This window comes from Cobetia sp. PS-4MA, assembly GCF_057670765.1.
The window spans coordinates 1,315,487-1,337,062 of record NZ_CM173107.1 but is presented as its reverse complement, the minus strand read 5'-3'; the positions used below and the strand labels follow the sequence as shown (position 1 = coordinate 1,337,062).

General features: G+C 63.4%; 18 protein-coding genes. 7 read left to right on the top strand and 11 right to left on the bottom strand.

Annotated elements, in window-relative coordinates:
* Nucleotides 1-2: 2 nt before the first annotated feature.
* From AC26AR_RS05730 to AC26AR_RS05720, 3 genes are read right to left on the bottom strand one after another with little or no spacing between them, the layout of a single operon-like run.
* The gene (locus AC26AR_RS05730; protein ID WP_077372715.1) at nt 3-872 is read right to left on the bottom strand and encodes a carbohydrate ABC transporter permease; all 870 of its coding nucleotides are present in this window, start codon (nt 870-872) and stop codon (nt 3-5) included.
* Nucleotides 872-2,086 carry an ABC transporter ATP-binding protein gene (locus AC26AR_RS05725; protein ID WP_488107708.1) on the bottom strand — a complete coding sequence of 405 codons (1,215 nt, stop codon included), beginning with the start codon at nt 2,084-2,086 and terminating at the stop codon, nt 872-874. Before AC26AR_RS05725 ends, AC26AR_RS05730 begins: the two co-directional genes overlap by 1 nt.
* Nucleotides 2,086-3,252, bottom strand: coding sequence for an ABC transporter ATP-binding protein (locus AC26AR_RS05720; protein ID WP_136938133.1), 1,167 nt, complete (start codon nt 3,250-3,252; stop codon nt 2,086-2,088). The genes AC26AR_RS05725 and AC26AR_RS05720 overlap by 1 nt, the downstream gene beginning before the upstream one ends.
* Nucleotides 3,253-3,654: 402 nt before the next feature.
* On the opposite strand from AC26AR_RS05720, the gene AC26AR_RS05715 reads away from it, so the two are divergent.
* Nucleotides 3,655-5,667: a sigma-54-dependent Fis family transcriptional regulator gene (locus AC26AR_RS05715; RefSeq protein WP_488107707.1), complete on the top strand. Its 2,013-nt coding sequence runs from the start codon at nt 3,655-3,657 to the stop codon at nt 5,665-5,667.
* Nucleotides 5,668-5,814: 147 nt separating this feature from the next.
* On the opposite strand, the gene AC26AR_RS05710 is transcribed toward AC26AR_RS05715, so the two are convergent.
* The 6 genes from AC26AR_RS05710 to AC26AR_RS05685 form a co-directional block, all read right to left on the bottom strand.
* Nucleotides 5,815-6,666 carry an ABC transporter permease gene (locus tag AC26AR_RS05710; RefSeq protein WP_077372706.1) on the bottom strand — a complete coding sequence of 284 codons (852 nt, stop codon included), beginning with the start codon at nt 6,664-6,666 and terminating at the stop codon, nt 5,815-5,817.
* Nucleotides 6,667-6,669: 3 nt separating this feature from the next.
* On the bottom strand, nt 6,670-7,971 hold the full coding sequence (locus tag AC26AR_RS05705; RefSeq protein ID WP_488107706.1) for an ABC transporter permease: 1,302 nt from the start codon (nt 7,969-7,971) through the stop codon (nt 6,670-6,672).
* Between the two features lie 158 nt (nt 7,972-8,129).
* Complete coding sequence (locus tag AC26AR_RS05700) at nt 8,130-9,287, bottom strand: extracellular solute-binding protein (RefSeq protein ID WP_240499558.1); 1,158 nt, start codon at nt 9,285-9,287, stop codon at nt 8,130-8,132.
* A gap of 100 nt (nt 9,288-9,387) precedes the next feature.
* Complete coding sequence (locus AC26AR_RS05695; RefSeq protein ID WP_307722833.1) at nt 9,388-10,527, bottom strand: ABC transporter ATP-binding protein; 1,140 nt, start codon at nt 10,525-10,527, stop codon at nt 9,388-9,390.
* A gap of 423 nt (nt 10,528-10,950) precedes the next feature.
* The gene (locus AC26AR_RS05690; RefSeq protein WP_043334518.1) at nt 10,951-11,112 is read right to left on the bottom strand and encodes a YqaE/Pmp3 family membrane protein; all 162 of its coding nucleotides are present in this window, start codon (nt 11,110-11,112) and stop codon (nt 10,951-10,953) included.
* A gap of 82 nt (nt 11,113-11,194) precedes the next feature.
* Nucleotides 11,195-11,455, bottom strand: a complete 261-nt coding sequence (locus tag AC26AR_RS05685) for a hypothetical protein (protein WP_240499559.1) — start codon at nt 11,453-11,455, stop codon at nt 11,195-11,197.
* Between the two features lie 335 nt (nt 11,456-11,790).
* Here AC26AR_RS05685 and AC26AR_RS05680 point away from each other — a divergent pair, with 335 nt between their 5' ends.
* The 4 genes from AC26AR_RS05680 (at nt 11,791) to dsdA (ending at nt 16,862) form a co-directional block, all read left to right on the top strand.
* Nucleotides 11,791-12,540, top strand: a complete 750-nt coding sequence (locus tag AC26AR_RS05680; RefSeq protein ID WP_077372697.1) for a glutathione peroxidase — start codon at nt 11,791-11,793, stop codon at nt 12,538-12,540.
* A gap of 114 nt (nt 12,541-12,654) precedes the next feature.
* Complete coding sequence (locus AC26AR_RS05675) at nt 12,655-14,139, top strand: dihydrolipoyl dehydrogenase (RefSeq protein ID WP_077372695.1); 1,485 nt, start codon at nt 12,655-12,657, stop codon at nt 14,137-14,139.
* A 212-nt stretch (nt 14,140-14,351) separates the two neighbouring features.
* Entirely contained in the window at nt 14,352-14,771 is a 420-nt protein-coding gene (locus AC26AR_RS05670) for a CBS domain-containing protein (RefSeq protein WP_084209010.1), read from the top strand.
* Nucleotides 14,772-15,425: 654 nt separating this feature from the next.
* Entirely contained in the window at nt 15,426-16,862 is a 1,437-nt protein-coding gene (gene dsdA / locus AC26AR_RS05665; protein ID WP_488107705.1) for a D-serine ammonia-lyase, read from the top strand.
* On the opposite strand, the gene AC26AR_RS05660 is transcribed toward dsdA, so the two are convergent.
* Together AC26AR_RS05660 and glcC are read right to left on the bottom strand one after the other, a co-directional pair.
* Nucleotides 16,839-17,423, bottom strand: coding sequence for a YqaA family protein (locus AC26AR_RS05660; protein ID WP_084209012.1), 585 nt, complete (start codon nt 17,421-17,423; stop codon nt 16,839-16,841). The two genes, dsdA and AC26AR_RS05660, sit on opposite strands and share 24 nt — an antisense overlap.
* Before the next feature lie 137 nt (nt 17,424-17,560).
* The gene (gene glcC / locus AC26AR_RS05655) at nt 17,561-18,376 is read right to left on the bottom strand and encodes a transcriptional regulator GlcC (protein WP_218015034.1); all 816 of its coding nucleotides are present in this window, start codon (nt 18,374-18,376) and stop codon (nt 17,561-17,563) included.
* Between the two features lie 360 nt (nt 18,377-18,736).
* On the opposite strand from glcC, the gene glcD reads away from it, so the two are divergent.
* Nucleotides 18,737-20,236, top strand: coding sequence for a glycolate oxidase subunit GlcD (gene glcD, locus AC26AR_RS05650; protein WP_488107704.1), 1,500 nt, complete (start codon nt 18,737-18,739; stop codon nt 20,234-20,236).
* Between the two features lie 112 nt (nt 20,237-20,348).
* On the top strand, nt 20,349-21,551 hold the full coding sequence (gene glcE, locus AC26AR_RS05645; protein ID WP_488107703.1) for a glycolate oxidase subunit GlcE: 1,203 nt from the start codon (nt 20,349-20,351) through the stop codon (nt 21,549-21,551).
* Nucleotides 21,552-21,576: the final 25 nt, after the last annotated feature.

Below are 21,576 nucleotides of genomic sequence, written 5' to 3'. Positions count from 1 at the left end.
CCTCAGGCGTCGTCACTGTCCTGATGGGTCATGGCGGTATAGAACAGCCACGAGACCAGCAGGATGATGAGGAAGTAGATCAGCGAGAAGGCAGCGGCGCGTCCGAGATCGAACTGGCCGATCGCCATCTGGGTCAAGGTCTGGGACAGGAAGGTCGTGGTGGTACCCGGCCCGCCACCGGTGAGGACGAAGGGCTCGGTGTAGATCATGAAGCTGTCCATGAAGCGCAGCATGATGCCGATCAGCAGCACGCTCTTGAGCTTGGGCAGCTGGATGTAGCGGAACACGGCCCAGGGTGAGGCACGGTCGATGCGCGCGGCCTGATAGTAGACATCGGGAATGGCGCGCAGCCCCGAGTAGCACAGCAGTGCCACCAGCGACGTCCAGTGCCAGACATCCATCACCAGCACCGTCACCCAGGCGTCGGCCGGGTTGGAGGCGTAGTTGTAATCGATGCCCAGTTGCCCCAGCGCCCAGCCATAGAGTCCTATGTCCTCACGCCCGATGATCTGCCAGATGGTGCCGACCACGTTCCAGGGAATCAGCAGCGGCAGGGCCAGCAGGATCATGCACAGCGAGACCATGAAGCCCTTGCGCGGCATCGAGAGCGCCACGGCGATCCCCAGCGGAATCTCGATGGCGAGAACCGCGAAGGAATAGACGAACTGGCGAACCAGCGAGTCGTGCAGGCGCTCGTCGCGCAGGATCTCGCGATACCATTCGGTTCCCACGAAGAAGCGTGTGGAGGGATCGAAGATGTCCTGCACCGAGTAGTTGACCACCGTCATCATCGGGATGATGGCCGAGAACGCCACCACGATGACCACCGGCAGCACCAGCCACCAGGCGCGATTGTTGTGTGTGCGTTGCATCAGGCGTTTCCTCCCGGCTGCTCTCCACTTTCCCCTCTGGCAAAGCTGTCCGCCTCGCCGCTGTCGGGCGCGCCGGCCTGTGACAGGTCCAGCAGATGCTCATCGAGATAGAAGCGCTGCCAGCGGGCCGGTAGCCGCAGCCGCACACGCCCGGCAGGGATAGGCGCATCTTCCTCGATACGTGCCTTGAAGATGCAGCCACCGCCGATGTCGAAATCCACCACCTTGTAGGTGCCAAGATCCTGCACCAGCGTGACCTGACCACTGAGCCAATGCTCGCGGATGTCGGAAACCGCCGCAGCGGGTGAGCTGTCGCTGGCCTCGAGCTCGACGAATTCGGGGCGAATGCCCAGCTTCAGCTCGCCCTTGCGCTCCTCAAGCGTCGCCAGCAGCGCCCGTGGAAGGTGCAGCAAGGGCGCGTCCTCCCCCGTCCCGAGCCGCACGCCCTCTGATTCAAGCGTGATGCTGGCCAGATTCATGCCCGGCGAGCCGATGAAGTAGCCCACGAAGGTGTGAGCGGGGTCCTCGAACAGCTCGCGCGGGGTACCGAACTGCACGATGCGGCCTTCATACATCACCGCGATCTTGTCGGCGAAGGTCGAGGCCTCCAGCTGATCATGGGTGACGTAGACCATGGTGATGTTGAACTGCTCATGGATCTGCTTGAGCTTGCGCCGCAGCTTCCACTTGAGGTGGGGGTCGATGACCGTCAGCGGTTCATCGAACAGGATGGCGGCCACGTCATCGCGGACCAGCCCGCGGCCCATCGAGACCTTCTGCTTCTCGTCAGCCGTCAGGTTGCTGGCACGCCGCGTCAGCAGGTCTTCCAGCTCCAGCACCTGGGCGATCTCACGTACCCGAGACTGCACCTTGTGCTCCGGCTGGCGCTGATTGCGCAGCGGGAAGGCCAGATTGTCGAAGACGGTCATGGTGTCGTAGACCACCGGGAACTGGAACACCTGAGCGATGTTGCGCTCTTCCGGCGGCAGCCGATTGACCACGCGATCATCGAAGCGCACCTCGCCCTCGGAGGGGGCCAGCAGCCCGGAGATGATGTTGAGCAGCGTGCTCTTGCCACAGCCCGACGGGCCGAGCAGCGCATAGGCACCGCCCTGCTGCCAAACATGGTTCATGCGCCGGATGGCGTAGTCACTGTCAGCCGTAGGCGCCGCCAGGTAGCTGTGCGCCAGATCATTGAGGTGTATTTCCGCCATCAGGCCAGCCCTCCGCCAGTCGTGGTGGGTCGCTCGGGCGAGCGGATCAGTGCCCCGTCGCCGCCCGGGCCTGCCACTTCACCGCCAGCGCGGCCCTTGTCATCCGCGAAGACGAACAACTTGTGCGCGGGGGCATAGACCCGGATGGCATCGTCCACGGCGAAGTCGTGGATGCCGGACAGATGCAGCACCAGCGAGTGGTCAGCATTGCTGACATGCAGGAAGGTCTCGGAGCCGGAGATCTCGGCGATGTCCACCGTGACGGCGAACTCGAGATCATCGTCGGCCAGCGGCGCCAACCCCAGATGGCTGGGACGGATACCGAAGCGATAGGCCCCGCTCTCGAGCCCCACCAGTGGTGTGGGCAGCACGAACCGGCTGCCCTGCTCGCCGGCACTGGCGGCACCGGAGAACGCCAGTTCACGCCCACGCACCTCGGCCTCGAACAGATTGATCTGCGGCTCGGAGTAGAGCTTCGCCGCCTCGACACTCACCGGATGATGGTAGACGGCCTCGGTAGGCCCGGACTGCAACACCCGCCCTTCATGCATCAGGGTGGTGGTGCCACCGAGCGCCAGCGCCTCACCGGGTTCGGTGGTGGCGTAGACGGCGATGGTGTTGCGGGTCGCGAACAGGCTGCGCATCTCGTGGCGCAGCTCTTCGCGCAGCTTGTAATCAAGATTGACCAGCGGCTCATCGAACAGCACCAGGTCAGCATCCTTGACCAACGCCCGCGCCATGGCCGTACGCTGCTGCTGACCGCCGGAGAGCTCCGCCGGCTGACGCGCGAGGAACTGCTCGATATGCAGCATCTCGGCGATCTCGTGCACGCGGCGACGGATTTCCTCCGGCGCCATGCGCGCCAGCTTCAGCGGCGAGGCGATGTTGTCGTAGACGCTCAGACTCGGGTAGTTGATGAACTGCTGATAGACCATCGAGATGTTGCGCTCGCGCACCGGGCGGCCGGTCACGTCCTCGCCGTTCATCACGATTCGCCCATCACTGGGCACATCGAGGCCTGCCATCAGGCGCATCAGTGAGGTCTTGCCGGACAAGGTGCGTCCCAGCAGCACATTGAAGGAGCCGGGCTCGAAGGTCAGGTCCACCCTGTCGATATGGGTCTCGCGGCCAACCCGGCGGGTGACCGCCTCAAGGCTCAAGGACATGGCACTGTCTCGTCTGGTGAAAGTCATCGGGGCAGGGACACGGCCAACCACTGCCGAGTGTTCATACCCACCTGGTGACTCTCATCTAGCGAACCCTGTGCCAGCCGCGCGCAACCCCGTGCCCACCGACACCCTCTGCCAGCCCTCGCATACCGCCAGATCGCCCTCTTTCGTTGATCATTCAGTCACTTGCCAGATGCGACCAAGGCAGGGGCAGACCATGGTCTAGCCCGTCAACCACCCCGTCTCCCGCTACTCTGATGAACAGTGTCTGAACACTGGAGTCCTCGGAACTGAACACTCGCCACGCACAAGTGAACATTGCCGTGAACACTCCCCAAGACCGAAAACAGCATCAATAACAACAGAGGCCTGAAAGGCCCGCCGCACAAGGGATGTCTCATGACAGCACGCCATCATTCCGCCAGCCACGTCGATAACCACACCGCCGGCACCCCAGCTCACTCCACGCCCCATCCCGCCGCTGCTCCCGTGGCACTTCAGCATTCCTCACTGGTGTGTCCGCCGGAAGAGCTCGTCTGGCGTCAGCGTCAGGCCGCCAGCCTGATGGCGACGGTGGCGTCAGCGGTGGCCGGTCATACCCTTAACCTGCTCGATCACTGGCAGGCGTGTCTGGTACTGACGGATCGCGACGGTGTGGTACTGGCAAGCTACGGTCATCACCAGCTACTGGGCAATGACGCCACCCTGCTGCGCCCCGGCGCGCGCTGGCGCGAGGAATCGCTGGGGCATAACGCCATCGCCGAGACGCTGAATGCGCCGCGCGCCAATCGCCTCGCACGCATCGCGCTCGACGCGCATGACGCCGAATGCCTCAAGGGGCTGGCCAGTGCCAGTGCCGCCCTGCTGGCGCCCGCGAGCTGGAGCAGCCGCCGCGGGCTGACCCCCGGTGCCTGCGAGGGCTGCCTGGGACTGATCTGCGACCCCTATCGCGTCCGCCAGTACAGTCTCGGCATGCTCGGCGTCCTGGCGGATGACATCGAACAACGCCGTCTGGGCGAGGCGCTCGGGCATGATCATCATCTGTTGCGCCTGCATCTCAACCGTTCTCAGCTGGACTCGCCCAGCGCCGCCCTGCTGGCTGTCACGCCGCAGGGCCAAGTCGCGGCCGCCAGTCGCAGAGGGCTGCAGCTGCTGGCAGCGCACCTTGAGCTCCCGCCATCGCCAGATTGCGCGGAACACTCGGCGGACAACGACAGCTGCGCCACCCGCAATGACCTCCATCTGTTGCTGGGCCAGCCCCTTTCTCGCTGGCAGCTGGACTGGGCACCGCTGGCTCAGCTTGACGACGCGGAGTGCCTGACGCTCTCGCAACACCCGCATTTCACGGGCTACGCCTTGTGCGGTGTCCTGCCCAGGCCACGCATTCAGGCACGCGCGCCAGCCACTCACCCCACCGATGAGCGAACTGGCCCGCTGGCCACTCAGGCCGCTGCCTGCCATCCAAGCCTTGCGCGCCTGCATCATGGCGATGCCGGCTGGGCCCAAGTCTGCGAACTGCTGGCGCGGCTGGTGAACGCTCGCCTGCCACTGCTGATACAGGGCGAGACAGGTGTCGGCAAGGAAGAGGTGGTCAAGGCGCTGCATCAGGCCAGTCATCGCGCCCATCAGCCACTGGTCGCCATCAATTGCGCGGCTTTGCCCGATGAGCTGGTCGAGGCTGAGCTGTTCGGGTATCGCCGCGGCGCCTTCACCGGTGCCGACCCTGCGGGGCGCGAGGGCCGACTGATCGAGGCCAATGGCGGACGCCTGTTTCTGGATGAGATCGGCGATATGCCACTGCATGTCCAGGCGCGTCTGCTGCGCGTGCTGCAGGAGCGTGAAGTCACCCCGCTGGGCGGCGGCAAGCCGCAGAGAGTCGACTTCGAACTGGTGGCCGCCACCCATCAGCCTCTCAGCGAGCTGGTCAAGGCAGGTCACTTCCGGGCGGACCTCTACTACCGCCTGTGTGGCGCCAGCATCGCCCTGCCGCCACTGCGCGATCGCCAAGACATGGCTGGATTGAGCCATGCCCTGCTGACACGGCTGTGCCGGGAGCAGCAACGCGAGCTGCCACGCATCACCCCTGATTTCCTGAACCGTCTCATGCAGCATGATTGGCCGGGCAACGTGCGTGAGCTGGACAATGTGTTGCGTCTGGCACTGGCGCTGTGCGATGGGCCGTCTCTTGAAGCGTGCCACGTGATGCTGTCGGGCGAATTCAGCAGCGCATCGCATGCACAACATTGCGCCATGCTGCCGCCCGAGAAGCCTCCCCTGCCCCCGCTGCATGACCTCTCCAGTGCCGAGGAACTGCAGAGCGCGCTGGACGCGCTGGGCGGCAACGTCTCGCGTCTCGCTCGGGAGCTGGGCATCAGTCGCACCACGCTCTACAAGCGACTCGGCGCGGCCTGACGCAGCAGGCTTCTCCTCAAGCCCCGGCCCTGAAACGCCCGTGCCCCCGCAGACAGACTCTGCGGGGGCACGGGCGTTTCTTGCGACCCCTATTTCTCACAGCCATCAAGCGCTCAGCACTCAAGGGCAGAGGGTCGAGGAAAAAGATCAGCTCGGCGTCAGGCCGCGCAGGCGCTCATTGCGACGGCGAATCAGCTCCAGTGTCGTCAGCAGCAGGATCGAGACCAGCACCAGGAGCGTGGCCACCGCCAGAATCGTCGGACTGATCTCCTCGCGGATACCGGACCACATCTGGATCGGGATGGTGGTCTGCGCCGGCCCGGCGATGAACAGCACCACCACGACTTCATCGAACGAGGTGATGAAGGCGAACAGCGCACCGGACACCACGCCCGGCGTCACCAGCGGCAGGATGATGCGGAAGAAGGTGCGACTCGGACTTGCCCCCAGCGAGTGCGCCGCACGCGTCAGAGAGTGATCGAATCCGGACAGCGTCGCCGTCACCGTGATCACCACGAAGGGAATGCCTAGCGCGGTGTGCGCCAGAATCACGCCCAGATAGGTCTGCGTCAGCCCCAGCTTCGAGAAGAAGAAGAACATCGCCGCGGCACTGATGATCAATGGCACGATCATCGGCGAGATCAGGATCGCCATGATGGTGTTGCGAAACGGCATGAAGCGACTCGAAAGCCCAAGCGCGGCAAGCGTGCCCAGTACCGTGGCCAGCACCGTCGCACATACCGCGACGAAGATGCTGTTCTTGATCGAGCGCATCCACTCATCCGACGTGAAGAACTCCTGATACCAGCGCAGCGAGTAACCCTCCGGGTCCAGCGACAGCATCTTCTCCGAGAAGGTGAAGTAGGGTTCGGCATTGAACGAGAGCGGAATGATCACCAGGATCGGCCCGATCAGGAACAGGAAGATCAGCGCACAGAGTGCGCAGAACACCCAATGCCAGATCCGCTCACCACGTGTTGCATAGGAAGGTATGGCCATCTGTCACCCCAGTTTGACCTTGTCGACACCGATCAGGCGGTTGTAGACGAGATAGAAGAGGATCACCACGACCAGCAGGATCGAGCCAATGGCCGCTGCCAGTCCCCAGTTGAGCGAGGTCTGCATGTGATAGGCGATGAAGTTGGTGATGAAGCGGCCCGACTGCCCGCCCACCAGTGCCGGCGTGATGTAGTAGCCGATGGAGAGGATGAAGACCAGAATCGAGCCTGCTCCGATACCCGGCAGGGTCTGCGGGAAGTAGACGCGTCGGAAGGCGGTGATCGGCCCGGCACCCAGCGAGCGCGCCGCGTGCATGTAGCTGGGCGGAATGGTCTTCATGACCGAGTACAGCGGCAGGATCATGAAGGGCAGCAGGATGTGGGTCATCGCGATGATGGTGCCGGTCTTGTTGTAGATCATCTGGATGCGCGCCTCCTCGGCGAGTATCCCGACGCCCACCAGCATGTCGTTGAGCACCCCCTGCTGCTGCAGGATCGCGATCCATGTCGTGGTGCGTACCAGAAGCGAAGTCCAGAACGGCAGCAACACCAGAATCATCAGCAGATTGCCGCGCCCGGCAGGCAGGGTCGCCAGCAGCCAGGCCACCGGATAGGCCAGCAACAGACATAGCCCGGTGATCGCGGCGCTCATCCAGAAGGTGCGGATGAACAGCGAGACATGGATCTGCAGATATTCCGGCTTCTCGACGATCTCGCCAGTGGGAGAGAACTGACGATCCATCGCCGCCAGATAGTAGGAAGCCGTGTAAGGCGTGGACTCGCGCTTGATCAAGCGCCAGATGTCCGGGTCCTGCCAGGACTCATCGGCCTCGATCAATGCCGCCTTGTAAGGGGCCTCCATGCGAGCGGCCTTGCGTGCACTCTTCATGAACAGTGAGCGCATGCCCGACATTTCATAGTTGAGACGTGAAGCGACACGCCCGAGATTGCGCGCCTTGAGGCCCGCGGCAAGGTCATCTGCCAGCGCGGCGTAGGTAGCCTCATCCGGCAATCCCTCGCCGTCCCAGTCAACCAGCGCCTCACTGGTGCGCGGCAGATAGGTGGAGACTTCCGGGTTGTCGACACTGCGCGACAGCATGTCGAAGATGGGCATGACGAAGGCCAGCCCGATGAAGATCAACAGCGGTGCCACCAGCAGCAACGCCTTGAGACGGCTGCGGCGGATGGCACGATTGAGACTCTGTTTCAGGGGCACGCCGTCGGCGGTGGTCAGTGCCGCGCCGGGGGCTCCATTGGGGTCATGTTCTGCGCTTCCGGACGTGGCCGGGGCGGAGGAATCGCTCATCCTGCACTCCTTGATCGGCTATCCGAGGATGCCTGAGCCGTCAGCCGATTCCCGCACGTGAAGGCGGGGACGAGCACGAACTGCCGGGCGATCAGGCATGATCAAAAAGGCCCCGGCGCGCGGTCGTGCGCCACCGGGGCCATCGGGTCAGTGCGGAATCAGCGTGCCAGCCAGGCGTTGAAGCGCTGGCTCAGCTCATCGAGGTTGTCGGCCCAGAACTCGTCATCCTTGGGAATGGCAGTCTCGAAGTTGGGGCCATAGGTCGGCATGTGCGGCTTCATGTCGATGCCCGTATCGGCGTGGGTCGAGACCAGCGCCGCAGACGAGGTACGTGCCGGGCCGTAGGAGATGTACTTGGCCTGGTCCGCCAGACGCTGGGTGTCGGTGGCAAACATCAGGTAATCCTTGACCTTGTCGAGCTTGCCGGTCGGGACGACCCAGCCGTCCAGCTCGAACACCTGAGCATCCCAGACGATGGCGAAGGGCTGCTTCTCGTTGACCTCGGCATTGAAGATACGGCCGTTGTAGGCAGAGGCGAAGGCCACTTCCTTGTCCGCCAGCAGCTGCGGCGGCTGGGCACCCTCCTCCCACCAGATGACGCTGTCCTTGATGGTATCGAGCTTGGCGAAGGCACGCTCGATGCCTTCATCGGTCTCCAGCATGTCGTAGACCTCTTCCGGTGCCACACCATCAGCGACCAGTGCCCATTCCATGTTGTTGATCGGCTTCTTCTGCAACGCACGCTTGCCGGGGAACTCCTCGAGATTGAAGACATCATCGATGGAATCCGGCTGCTTGTCCTCGGGGAACATCTCGGTATTGAAGGCCACGATGTTGGAATAGACGATCTGCGGCACGAAGCACTCACTGAGCGAGCCTTCGATGAAATCCTCACTGGCCGGTGTTCCATCCGGCGCTGCCGCGAACAGGGTGTCCGGGTCCAGCGGCTCGATCAGCCCTTCGGAGCAGGCGATCAGCGCGTCGCTGGGCAACATGTCGACCAGATCCCAGGTGACGTTGCCTGCCTGTACCTGGGCACGCAGCCCCGAGAGCGCATTGGACGACTTGTCGATATTGACGACGGTATCGCCGCTCTTCTCTTCCCATGGCTCGTGATAGGCCTTGAGCTGGCTTTCACTGTACGCCCCGCCCCACGACACGATATTGAGTGTCTCGGCCTGAGCTGCGGTGGCGCCAAGGCTTGCCGTGGCGACCGCCACGACCAGAGCGGCACGCAGTGGCATGCTGGCCCCTGCGCAGGAACGCGACACCTGGGCGATGCGACGTGAAGAGATGAATCGATTGATCACTGACATGGGTGAATCTCCCTGAATTCTTGTTGTTGTACTGCACTCTTGTCGCGAATCGTGCTGTTGCTCTCTCGGGTAAGGCCTGCGTTCGTCTCCTGTGCTGTCGTCAGGCATCCAGTGCTCGGCAATCGCAGGCATCCCACCCGACCTGCAATGTCTGTCCGGGCCGCAAGGGTGGATAGCCTTCGGCATTGGGTGTCTTGATGATGAATTCGTCACTGCCACATACCGCCACTCGCGTGCGCAGATGATCTCCAAGATAGATCACCTCAAGCACCTCGGCGGTAAAGACATTGTCGGGAGGGGATGAAACACCTGCCTCTTCGCTGGACAGCAGACGCACCCGCTCCGGGCGGAGCGACAGCTGGGTACGCTCGCCAATCTCATTGACGGCGACCTTGAGTGCCCGCACCTGCTCGCCACTGTCGAGGGTCACGGTGCAATGCGCGTCTTGTGCTGCCAGCTGTGTGACCTGCCCGTTGAGGCGGTTGTTCTCGCCGATGAAATAGGCGACGAAGGCATTCTCCGGCGCTTCATATAGCGCCTCGGGGGTCGCCAGCTGCTGGACGATGCCATCATTGAAGACCGCGATGCGGTCCGACATGGTCAGCGCTTCCGTCTGATCATGGGTCACGTAGAGCATGGTGACGCCGAGACGCTGGTGGATGCGCTTGATCTCGAACTGCATCTCTTCACGCAGATTCTTGTCAAGCGCCCCCAGCGGCTCATCCATCAGCACCAGTTCCGGCTCGAAGACCAGCGCGCGCGCCAGGGCGACCCGCTGTTGCTGTCCGCCGGAGAGTTGCCCCGGGCGGCGATCCCCGAATTCGCCGAGCCGCACCATGTCCAGTGCATTGGCCACCTTGGTGGAAATCTCTTCCTTGCTCATGCCGCGCACTTCCAGCGGAAATGCCAGGTTCTCGGCCACGCTCATGTGCGGAAACAGGGCGTAATTCTGGAAGACCATGCCGATGCCGCGCTTGTGCGGTGGCAAGTCGTTGATGGGGGTACCGTCGAGAAGGATGTCGCCATGAGTCGGCGTTTCGAAACCCGCCATCATCATCAGGCAGGTGGTCTTGCCGGAACCGGACGGCCCCAGCAGGGTGACGAACTCGCCGCGCCGAACTTCAAGATTGAAGCCCTTGACCACCAGCGTTTCGCCGTCATAGCTCTTTTGCACATCATTGAAGATCGCGAAGCAGGAGCTGGTCTCCTGCGGCGCGTCGGGCTCTGCAGTCATGACCATGCGTGGTATCCATCATGTTGTTGTTATCGCGAAGCCCGCGATCGACCGGGCTTCACCCGCCCCGTGATCACTGCTCTCACTCCCATTTGACCCTACGGTGGCAGACCAAAGGCGACAAGCGGCACTCCCGCTGAATAGCGTTGAAAGCAGGCTATGCGAAAGTCTGAACATTGGACTATGAGCACGTTGCTTCCCGCCGCGAACCTCTCTCGCGGGACTCACGGGGCAAGGGCCGTGCCCGGCGAGCGCCCACTAGAAAGCCCCGCCTGCACGAATGTCAGACGGGGCCTCAGATCTTTCAACTTTCCAAGCCAGGTGGCGGCACCGATCATGTCAGCCGGTCGAATCAGCCGGTCAAGTTCGCAATGCCTCACGGGATGCGAACCCGCCACACGGGGCCCGGACCGTGTCGCCCAGACCGGGTCAGAACTTGGTGATGACCCACACGGCGTGGATGATCCCCGGCAGGAAGCCGAAACAGGTCAGGATGATGTTGATCCAGAAATGCTTGTTGGCGACCCCTACCTGCATCAGTACGCCCAGCGGCGGAAGGATGATGGCCAGAATGATGCGAATGATATCCATAGTTTGCTCCTTGCGGGTGGAATTGGGTGACCTGATCCTCTCGTCCAACGTCTACCTGCAGCGTGACACACGAATGACGCACTCATGGCTTCCGTGGCGGTTCGTCCTCATCTGTCGAGTCCTGCGACTTGACCCGGGAGTCACGATTGACCTTCTGTGCAAGCGACTCGGACTCCGCTGCCAGTTGCTCGTGATAGCGCTCCCAGTCCTCCCAGTCATGTGGCGTGCCACTGCGGGGGCGGTGACTGCCCGACTCACGTGCACGTGCCCAGGCGTGTTCTTCCAGACTCTGAGGCTTGTCCTCTTCCTTGTCCTTGTCGCCATCCAGGCCGTGCTTTGCCATGTACTCTTTTGCGTTCATCTGCTGCCTCGCTTGTCAGGCGCGAAACCTGACGATGCTGTGACTTACCCACTACCTGCGGCTGACACCGAGCAATATCAAGCCTGCACACCGCTTTCGAACAAAAAACTCCGCAAACGTTCAGTCGCCCAGGCTCACGTCATCAAGAAAAGCTATCGCATCGCTTGATGCAATCAAATTCACCCGCCCCCGGCATCTGCATAGACTGGCTCCAGTTTCGCAAGGCACTGATTCTTCGAGGTCCTGCTTTCCTTTTCGAAGTCTTCATCGCCTGCCAACCCATTCAACATTCTCTTGTCGAGATCGGAGCCAATTTCATGCAACTCGAGTCACACGAAGGCCAGCAAGTCCCCAACGTCAGCTTCAAGATTCGCCGCGACGGCCGTCTGGTCGAACGCACCAGCGAGGAGATCTTCTCAGGCCGCAACGTGGTGGTCTTCGCCCTGCCGGGTGCCTTCACCCCGACCTGCTCTTCCACCCACCTGCCGCGTTACAACGAACTGGCCGATCGTTTCTATGCGGTCGGGATCGACGAGATCGTCTGCCTGTCGGTCAACGACGCCTTCGTCATGGAATCCTGGGGCGAGCATCAGGAAGCCGAGAACCTGAGCCTGATCGCCGATGGCAACGGTGACTTCGCACAGGGCATGGGCATGCTGGTCGACAAGAGCGATATCGGCTTCGGCAAGCGCAGCTGGCGCTACTCCATGCTGGTGCGCAACGGCGTGGTCGAGAAGCAGTTCATCGAGCCGCAGAAACCGGGCGACCCCTTTGAAGTCTCCGACGCCGACACCATGCTGGATTATCTGGACCCGGAAGCCGGCCGTCCCAGCTTCGCCACCTTGTTCAGCAAGCCGGGCTGCCCGTACTGCGCACGTGCCAAGCAGATGCTTGATGAAGCCCGCATCAGCTACGAAGTCATCGAAGTCGGCACCCGTGGCGTGACCTCTCGCACCCTGCGCGCCATGACCGGCCAGGCCACCGTGCCTCAGGTCTGGATCGACGGTGAGCACGTCGGCGGCAGCGATGAAGTCGCCCGCTACTTCGGCAGCCTGACCAGCGCCTGAGCGCTTCACGCTGACGTAACCCCATCGCCATCTCGTTTCATCATGCGCGGGTCCCCCCGCGCCTGAGACCCCATTCAGTCAGGTGCGCCGCTGGCGCACCTTGAGGAGTACGACGTGAACGAACGCCAGGTTGAAGTCGCCATCATCGGCGCAGGCAGTGCAGGACTCGGCGCCTATCGCGCCGCCAAGGCCCACACCGATTCCGTGGTCATGATCGAGGGCGGCCCCTACGGCACCACCTGTGCCCGTGTCGGCTGCATGCCCTCCAAGCTCTTGATCAGTGCGGCGGAAGCCGCGCATCACGCCCGTGATACCGCACCGTTCGGCATCAATATCGAAGGCGAGGTCAAGGTGGATGGCCGCGCCGTGATGGACCGCGTCAAGCGGGAGCGCGACCGCTTCGTCGGTTTCGTGGTCGAGTCCGTGGAAGGCATCCCGCCGCAGGACAAGCTGCGCGGCAATGCACGCTTCGAGACCGCCAACAGCCTAATCATCGGCGACAACGAGACCCGCGTGACCTTCGAGCGTGTCGTGATCGCCACCGGCTCACGCCCCAGCTACCCGGGCTTCTTCGAGAATGCCGGTGATCGCCTGATCATCAATGACAACGTCTTCGAGTGGGACGACCTGCCGGAATCCGTCGCCGTCTTCGGCCCGGGCGTCATCGGGCTGGAGCTGGGCCAGGCGCTCACGCGTCTCGGTGTGCGCATCCGCATGTTCGGCGTCGGCGGCGCCATCGGCCCGCTGCGTGACGAGAAGCTGCGTGCCAATGCCGATCGCGTCTTCAACGAGGAGTTCTATCTGGACCCGGACGCCAAGGTCGAGAAGATCGAACGTGTCGAGGACGAGAACGGTGCCGGTGTCGAGATCACCTTCATCGAGCGTGGCAGCGAAGCTCGCCTGACCGAACGTTTCGACTATCTGCTCGCGGCCACCGGTCGTCGCCCGAATGTCGATCGTCTCAATATCGACGCCCTCGGGCTGAAGCTGGACGAGCGCGGCGTGCCGATCTTCAATCGCCACACCCTGCAGACTCGCCTGAGCGATGACACCCCGAGCCATGTCTTCATCGCCGGCGACGCCAACAACGACCTGCCGCTGCTGCACGAGGCCTCCGACGAGGGCCGTATCGCCGGTGACAACGCCGGTCGCTTCCCCGAGGTGCGTGCCGGTCACCGCAAGAGCACCATCGCCGTCGTCTTCAGCGATCCGCAGATGGCGACCATCGGCCTCTCCACCGCCGAGATCGAACAGCGCTACGGTGCCTGCGACTGCTACGCGGTCGGCGAAGTCGACTTCACCGGCCAAGGCCGCTCCCGCGTGATGCGCATGAACAAGGGCATGCTGCGCGTCTATGGCGAGCAAGGCACTGGCCTGCTGCTGGGTGCCGAGATCTTCGGTCCCCGTGCCGAGCACCTCGCCCACCTGCTGGCCTGGTCCCATCAGCAGCGCATGACCATCGAGCAGATGCTGGAAATGCCCTTCTATCACCCGGTGATCGAGGAAGGTCTGCGCACCGCGCTGCGGGATCTCAATGCCAACCTGCAGCTGGGGCCGGCCGTGGTCGAACGCTGCATGGAGTGCGGCCCGGGCGACTGATCTCGCCGCACGACGCTCGGGGAGTCTGATGGCCACTGGCGATCGGACTCCCCGAGACAAGGCGACAAGCGGCGTCGGGCAGCTCACGATGGGATGCTCTATGCTCTGAACGAGACATCGACATGCCGTCGGCTACCGCCTGGCGGGTAGCCGACATCCATCGAACGACTCCCTGCCCGGGCGTCGTCAGCGGCGAAGCAGGAGACCTGCCCATGAAAGCCACACAACTGAAGGTCCCTTCGACCCTTCGCGACATCATGTCCCGCGACTGTTATCGGGTGAAGGCACGCACCAGCATCCTGGAATTCGCCCACGGCCTGACCCATCACCGTCTGCCGGGTGCGCCTGTGGTCGATGACCTGGATCGTCTGGTCGGTTTCATCTCGGAGCAGGACATCCTCGGCAAGCTGCTCGACAGCGCCTATCACTGCGGCCAGCACGCACAAGTCGGTGACCTCATGCGTCACGAGGTCCTGAGTGTCGGCCCCAATGACAGCATCACCGACCTTGCACAGCGCATGAATGGTCATCAGCCCAAGGTCTATCCCGTGGTGGAACAGGGACGCCTGATCGGTGTGGTGACACGTCGTGATGTCCTGAGTGCCCTGCTCACCATGCAGGCGGGTTGCTGAACTGACATCCGGCGCGTGATGGCCTGACGACGCTGGCCAGACATGGCGCCGCATGAAGGAGCATGCAGAAGCATGCAGCGCCCATGAAAAAGCCCGCGCAGACATCCTGTCTGCGCGGGCTTTTTCATGTCGCTCCGACCATCCGATGTGCGAGGCCTTGCCTCACATGATTACCTGCCAGCTAACCCATTCATGTCCGGGTCATGATTTCTGGAGCGTCACGCCAGGACGGAAAAGCGCTTGCGAACGCAAGTCATGACGTTCTCTCGGGCAATGACGCCGTAGCATTGACTCGATGACCACGCACTCGTGACCAAAAAAAAACCGCCAGGCAGTGCATGGCGGTGGATAAGAACAGTTAAAGCCAGACATAACATCGCGATAACATCATGTCCTGCCAACTATGACTGCAGCTTTGGCATTTCTATCCCGAGGGTGGCCAAAAAAATCGGCCTTTTTTGTCACAGACCTTTACCAGATGTGAAAGCTGGGCTACGTGCGTTGCCTGATGAAGACGCATGAGTCGGCTCGCATCATGTGCAGGGCCGAATGTGCAGGCCCAATTGATCACGAGACATGTCGGGCAAGGACGCGCTAGCCTGAGGCCTGTTCCCCATTGCTGCGCAATCGAGCCCCACATCACAAGGACATCGCATGTCTGCCACGCCCCATGATCTGAGTGCCCTCACCCTGCATCATCCGGAAATTGCCACTCTGAGGGCTCGCCGGGAAATCAGCTGGCTGAACCCCGGACGACTCGACATCACGCAAGCGCAGGCCTCGCCGGCATTGCAGGCAAGTGGCGTGGGCGAACAGGATATCGAGGCTGCCGAGGCGCGCCTGGCACGTTTCGCGCCCTGGATTGCCGAGGCCTTTCCCGAGACGGCCGCCGCGTCAGGGCGCATTGAATCACCGCTGGTGGCAGCGCCCAGCTTGCAGCAGGCGCTGGGCGAGTCCCTTGCCACGCCTGATACCTCCCATGCCTCCGGGCAGACACTCCCCGGCCGCCTGATGATCAAATGTGACCATCAACTGCCGATCTCAGGGTCCATCAAGGCACGTGGTGGCATCCACGAGGTGCTCAAGCATGCCGAGCGTCTCGCCGTTGACGCAGGGCTTGTGCGTCTTGATGACGACTATCGCGCCTTCGAACACCCCGCGATTCAGGCACTGCTGGCCAACCAGCGGATACTGGTGGGCTCCACCGGCAACTTGGGACTCAGCATCGGGATCATGAGTGCCCGACTCGGCTTTCGCGTCACCGTCCACATGTCGGCGGATGCCAAGCAGTGGAAGAAGGATCTGCTGCGCTCGCGTGGCGCAGAGGTCGTGGAGCACAGCGGCGATTACAGCAAGGCGGTCGAGGCTGGACGCCGGGAGGCGCAGCAGCCAGACGCCCACTTCATCGATGATGAAAGCTCGCGGGATCTGTTCATGGGCTACGCCACGGCAGCCAGCCGCCTCGCGCGGCAGCTCGAGGATCAGGGGATTGCCGTGGATGCCCGCCATCCGCTGTGCGTCTACCTGCCCTGTGGCGTCGGCGGCGGCCCGGGCGGCGTGGCCTACGGCCTCAAGCAGGTCTTCGGTGACGCCGTGCACTGCTTCTTCGCCGAGCCGGTCAATTCCCCCTGCATGCTGCTGGGCATGTTGACCGGGAAGCATGACGGCATCGCGGTGGAGGATATCGGACTGGACAATCGCACCTGTGCCGATGGCCTGGCGGTGGGGCGCGCCTCGGCCTTCGTCGGACAGGTGATGGCACCGCTGCTCAGTGGCATCTACACCCTGTCGGATGACAGCATGCTCGAATGGCTGGCGCTGGCGCATGACAGCGAAGGGCTCAAGCTTGAGCCATCGGCGCTGGCCGGGGTGCCCGGCATCATCCGCGTGCTGCGCAATGACGCTCCCGAGTGGCACGCCTGGCGAGCGGCTGTCGGGCTGGATGACGGCGAAGTGCAGGCCAGCACCACCCATGTCATATGGGCCACCGGCGGCAGCATGGTGCCCGATGAGATCTGGCAGGCCGACTATCAGCGTGGCAAGGCGTTGCTGGCGACTGCCGGCAGATCAGGCGATGAACGCCTGCCATAACCACACGCCCGTCAGGGTCAGCCCGATCACGCCCAGCGGGCGTGAATAGCGTTGCCAGAGGGCCATCGCCTGATCCTCGACCAGTGCCACCAGTGCCGCCAGACCGAAATAGCGCACCCCGCGCCCGACCAGCGCCGCCAGCAGGAACAGCCCGACCGGATACCCGCTGGCACCGGCGACCAGCATGGCGCTCTGAAAGGGAATCGGCACGATGCCGATCAGCATGATGGCGAGGAAGCCCTGCTCGCTGAAGCGCTGCTGGAAGGCTTCGAAGGCCTGCTGGCCGCCGAAGAAGCTGATCAACCCATCGCCCCACGCCGCCAGTGCATAGGCCCCGAGATAGAACCCCAGCAGCGCCGCGGTGAGGTTGCCGGCCAATGCCACCGCGGCCACTCGCCAGCGGCGCTCGGGATGGCGCAGCATCCACGGGATCAGGATGACCTCGATGGGAATCGGGATCAAAAGGGTTTCCAGCATCGAGGCGATGAACAGCCACAGCATGGCGTGGCGGGATTGATTGAGGCGGTCGAGCCAATCACTCGCGGAAGAGAGTTTCCACATGAAGGCAGCACGTTGTCCTGAATGATGAGCTGACCACTTTGCCTTGAGTCCGCCCCGCTTGCCAGCCTGGCCATACGCCTGACCTCGAAGCCTGTTCTCAAGATCAGCTCTCAAGGCCAGCTCTCAAACCCTGCGCGCTACTCGAAGCCTTCCAGGCGCATGGCAGAGCGGATGAGCCGCTCATCTTCCGCTTCCAGCTCACGCAGACTGTCGCGAATGCCGTGCAGGTGGTCCAGCGCCGCGCTTTCGGCAGCGTCCGGCTGCTGGTCCATCACCGCACGATAGATGGCCGTGTGCTGAGCATTGATCTGGCCGCGGGGAATCGGCCGATGGTAGAGATTGCGCAGCGAGGCGAACACCGAGCTGAGCAGCAGGTCATTGATGCCCTTGAGCGTATGCACCAGCACCGGATTGTGGGATGCCTCACAGATGGCGTGGTGAAAGGCGTGGTCGTGACGCGCCAGCTGCTGGGCATCCGGCAGCACCTCATCACCCTGCGCTGAGGACGGAAAGTCCGGCGGATACTCGCGCACGCAGGCCGCCATTGCCTCGTAATGACGCCGGATCAGTACTCTATCCGCCGGCGTGCCGCGCTGGGCGGCCAGTCGCGCCGACTGCCCCTCCAGCAGCGCGCGCACCTCGAGCAGGTCATACAAGGTGCGCGGCTGGTCCCGAAACAGGTGCATCAACGGACTGATATCGCCGCTCGGCAACAGCTGAGCGACGCTCGAGCCCTTGCCGTGGCGCGTCTCGATGATGCCCTTGCCACGCAACAGCCTCAGCCCTTCGCGCAGCGAGGCGCGTGAGATACCCAGTCGCTCACAGAGCCTGCGTTCCGAAGGAATCATCTGCCCCGGCTTGAGCACACCATCCAGTATCAACTGCTCGAGGCGCGCCGCCGCATGCTCCGGCGCACGCTGCTCACCGCACGCCATTCTCTCTGACACCTGCATCCCTGCCCCTCCCCTGATGAACCGGCCGAGCCAGCCCGGCTGGCCTCTCCCGGGGTACTCGTCTCTCGTCTGCCGCTCGCCTGCCCACATGCGGCAAGGAGACTGCCGCCCTTCTCACTGGTCAGACCACGCTCTCTACACTAGCGAGCTCTCCTGTCGCCAGCGACACCCGATGACATGAACTAGACGAATGTCTGGTCAGACCACTGTGGCTTCGCATGGACAAGGCGCAGCCCTCACTGCCAGATTGGAGACACACCCACGCATCGTGACCTGCACACCCGACACGCCGCATGCATCACCGGCGCAATGGACACCCGACACGGCATCGCGAGTACCGGACTCTCCTGGAGGCATGGCATGAATATCCTGTATGACCCGACGCTGGATGGCCCTCTCCCCCAGCACGACAAGTCCCGGGTACTGGCGCACCTCACCACGCTGCTGCCCGACCTCACCCTGCTGCATCGCGAAGAGGATCTGCATCCCTTCGAATGTGATGGACTGGCGGCCTATCGCGTCATGCCGATGCTGGTCGCGCTGCCCGAGCATGTCGAACAGGTCGCCGCCCTGCTGCGCGAATGCCACTCGCTGGGGGTTCCGGTGGTCACGCGCGGTGCTGGCACTGGCCTTTCCGGCGGCGCCTTGCCGCTGGAACAAGGCGTGCTGCTGGTGATGTCGCGCATGGCGCGAATTCTCGAGATCGACCCCGATGCGCGTACCGCGCGCCTGCAACCCGGGGTGCGCAACCTGGCCATTTCAGAAGCTGCCGCCCCATACGGGCTCTACTATGCGCCGGACCCCTCCTCGCAGATCGCCTGCTCCATCGGCGGCAACGTGGCCGAGAATGCCGGCGGTGTGCACTGTCTCAAGTACGGCCTCACCGTGCACAACCTGCTCAAGCTCGAGGTGCTGACCATCGAGGGCGAGGCGATGACGATCGGCGCCGACAGCCTCGACTCCCCCGGACTGGACCTGCTGGCGCTGATGACAGGCTCCGAAGGCATGCTGGGCGTGGTCACGGAAGTCACGGTGCGACTGCTGCCCCGCCCCGAGACGGCCAAGGTGCTGATGGCAAGCTTCGCCGATATCGACAAGGCCGGCCGTGCGGTGGGCGACATCATCGCCTGCGGCATCATCCCCGGCGGGCTCGAGATGATGGACAATCTCGCCATCCGCGCCGCTGAAGATTTCATCCACGCGGGCTATCCGGTGGAGGCCGCGGCCATCCTGCTCTGCGAGCTGGATGGTACCGAGGCCGATGTCGTTGATGATTGCGCACGGGTTCGCGAGGTGCTGGAACGCGCCGGTGCCACCGAGATCCGGCTCGCCCGTGATGAGGCCGAGCGCGCGCGCTTCTGGGCCGGACGCAAGAATGCCTTCCCTGCCGTGGGTCGCATGTCGCCCGATTATTACTGCATGGATGGCACCATCCCGCGCCGCGAACTGCCCGCCGTGCTCAACGGTATCGCCGAACTCTCGCGCCAATCGGGGCTCGCGGTGGCCAATGTCTTCCATGCCGGTGACGGCAACATGCACCCGCTGATCCTGTTCGATGCCAACAAGCCCGGGGAGCTTGAGCTGGCCGAGGAGGTCGGCGGCAGGATTCTGGAACTGTGCGTGGCCGCCGGCGGCAGCATCACCGGTGAACATGGCGTGGGCCGCGAGAAGATCAACCAGATGTGCGCGCAGTTCAATCACGAGGAGATCAGCGTCTTCCATGCCGTGAAGGCTGCCTTCGACCCCACCGGGCTGCTCAATCCCGGTAAGAACATCCCGACGCTGGCGCGCTGTGCCGAATTCGGTGCCATGCATGTGCATGACAACCAGCTGCCACATCCGGAGCTTCCGCGTTTCTAGACAGCTCTTGAATTCGCCGCCACCAGACCTTCTGCCACCTGATTTTCGCCACTTCATCGCCACTTCATAGCCACTTCATCGCCACTTCATCGCCACTTCATAGAGATATGCCATGCCAGAGCCAGATGATTCGCTCCAGGATCAGGTGCCAAGCCATGCCGAGTGCGCCACACCTGCCGCCAGCCAGCACACGCAGGAACACGATGCCAGTGAGGCACTTTGCGAGCAGGTCCGCGCCGCCCATGAGGCGAGACGCCCGCTGCGCATCGCCGGCAGTGGCAGCAAGGCCTTTCTCGGCCGTGAAGTGGCTGCCGAGGAAATACTCGACCTGCGTGCGCACCACGGCATCACCCACTACGACCCCGTGGAGCTGATGGTTTCGGTACGTGCCGGCACCCCACTGGCGACGCTGGAAGCCGTGCTCGCCGAGCAAGGCCAGCATCTGAGCTGCGAGCCGCCTCACTTCGGCCCCGCAGCGACCGTCGGCGGCACTCTCGCCTCTGGACTCAGCGGCCCACGCCGTCCCTGGAGCGGCAGCCTGCGCGACCTGGTGCTGGGCACGCGCATCATCAGCGCCGACGGCAAGGCGCTGCGCTTCGGCGGCGAAGTGATGAAGAACGTAGCGGGCTACGACCTCTCGCGCCTGATGTGCGGTGCCCAGGGCACGCTGGGCGTGATCAGCGAAGTCTCGCTCAAGGTGATGCCGCGACCGGTGGCGAGCGAATCGCTGTGCTTGGAGCTCAGTCTCGCCGAGGCGCTGACTCGCCTGGATGCCTGGGGGCGCACGCCGCTGCCGGTCACCGCGACCAGCTGGCATGACGGTCGCCTCACCCTGCGCCTGGAAGGGGGCGAGCGTTCGGTCCAGGCCGGGCGCGAGCAATTGGGTGGCGAGGTGTTGATGCCTGATCAGGCATCGGCGCACTGGACTGAGCTGCGTGAGCATCGCCTGCCCTTCTTCACCGCGCGTGCGCCACATCAGGCCCTGTGGCGACTGTCCTTGCCGCTGGCACTGGATCACGTCGAATGGCAAGCCGCCGTCAGCGAGCTGCTGGGTCATCTTGAGGACGCCGACCTGCTGTGTGACTGGGCAGGCGCCCAGCGCTGGCTTTACAGCGACGCCCCCGCTGACAGGGTTCGTTCGCTGGCCAGCCGGCTGGGTGGCCATGCCATCTGCTACACCCCAGGAGCCGTCGCTGCCGAGGACAGTCCACTGATGCCACTGGCCGCCATCAATGCCCGCTATCACCTCCAGCTCAAGCAGCAGCTGGATCCTCACGGCATCCTCAATCCCGGTCGTCTATATGCCGAGATGTGATTCACTTCATGACGGGAGACGCACC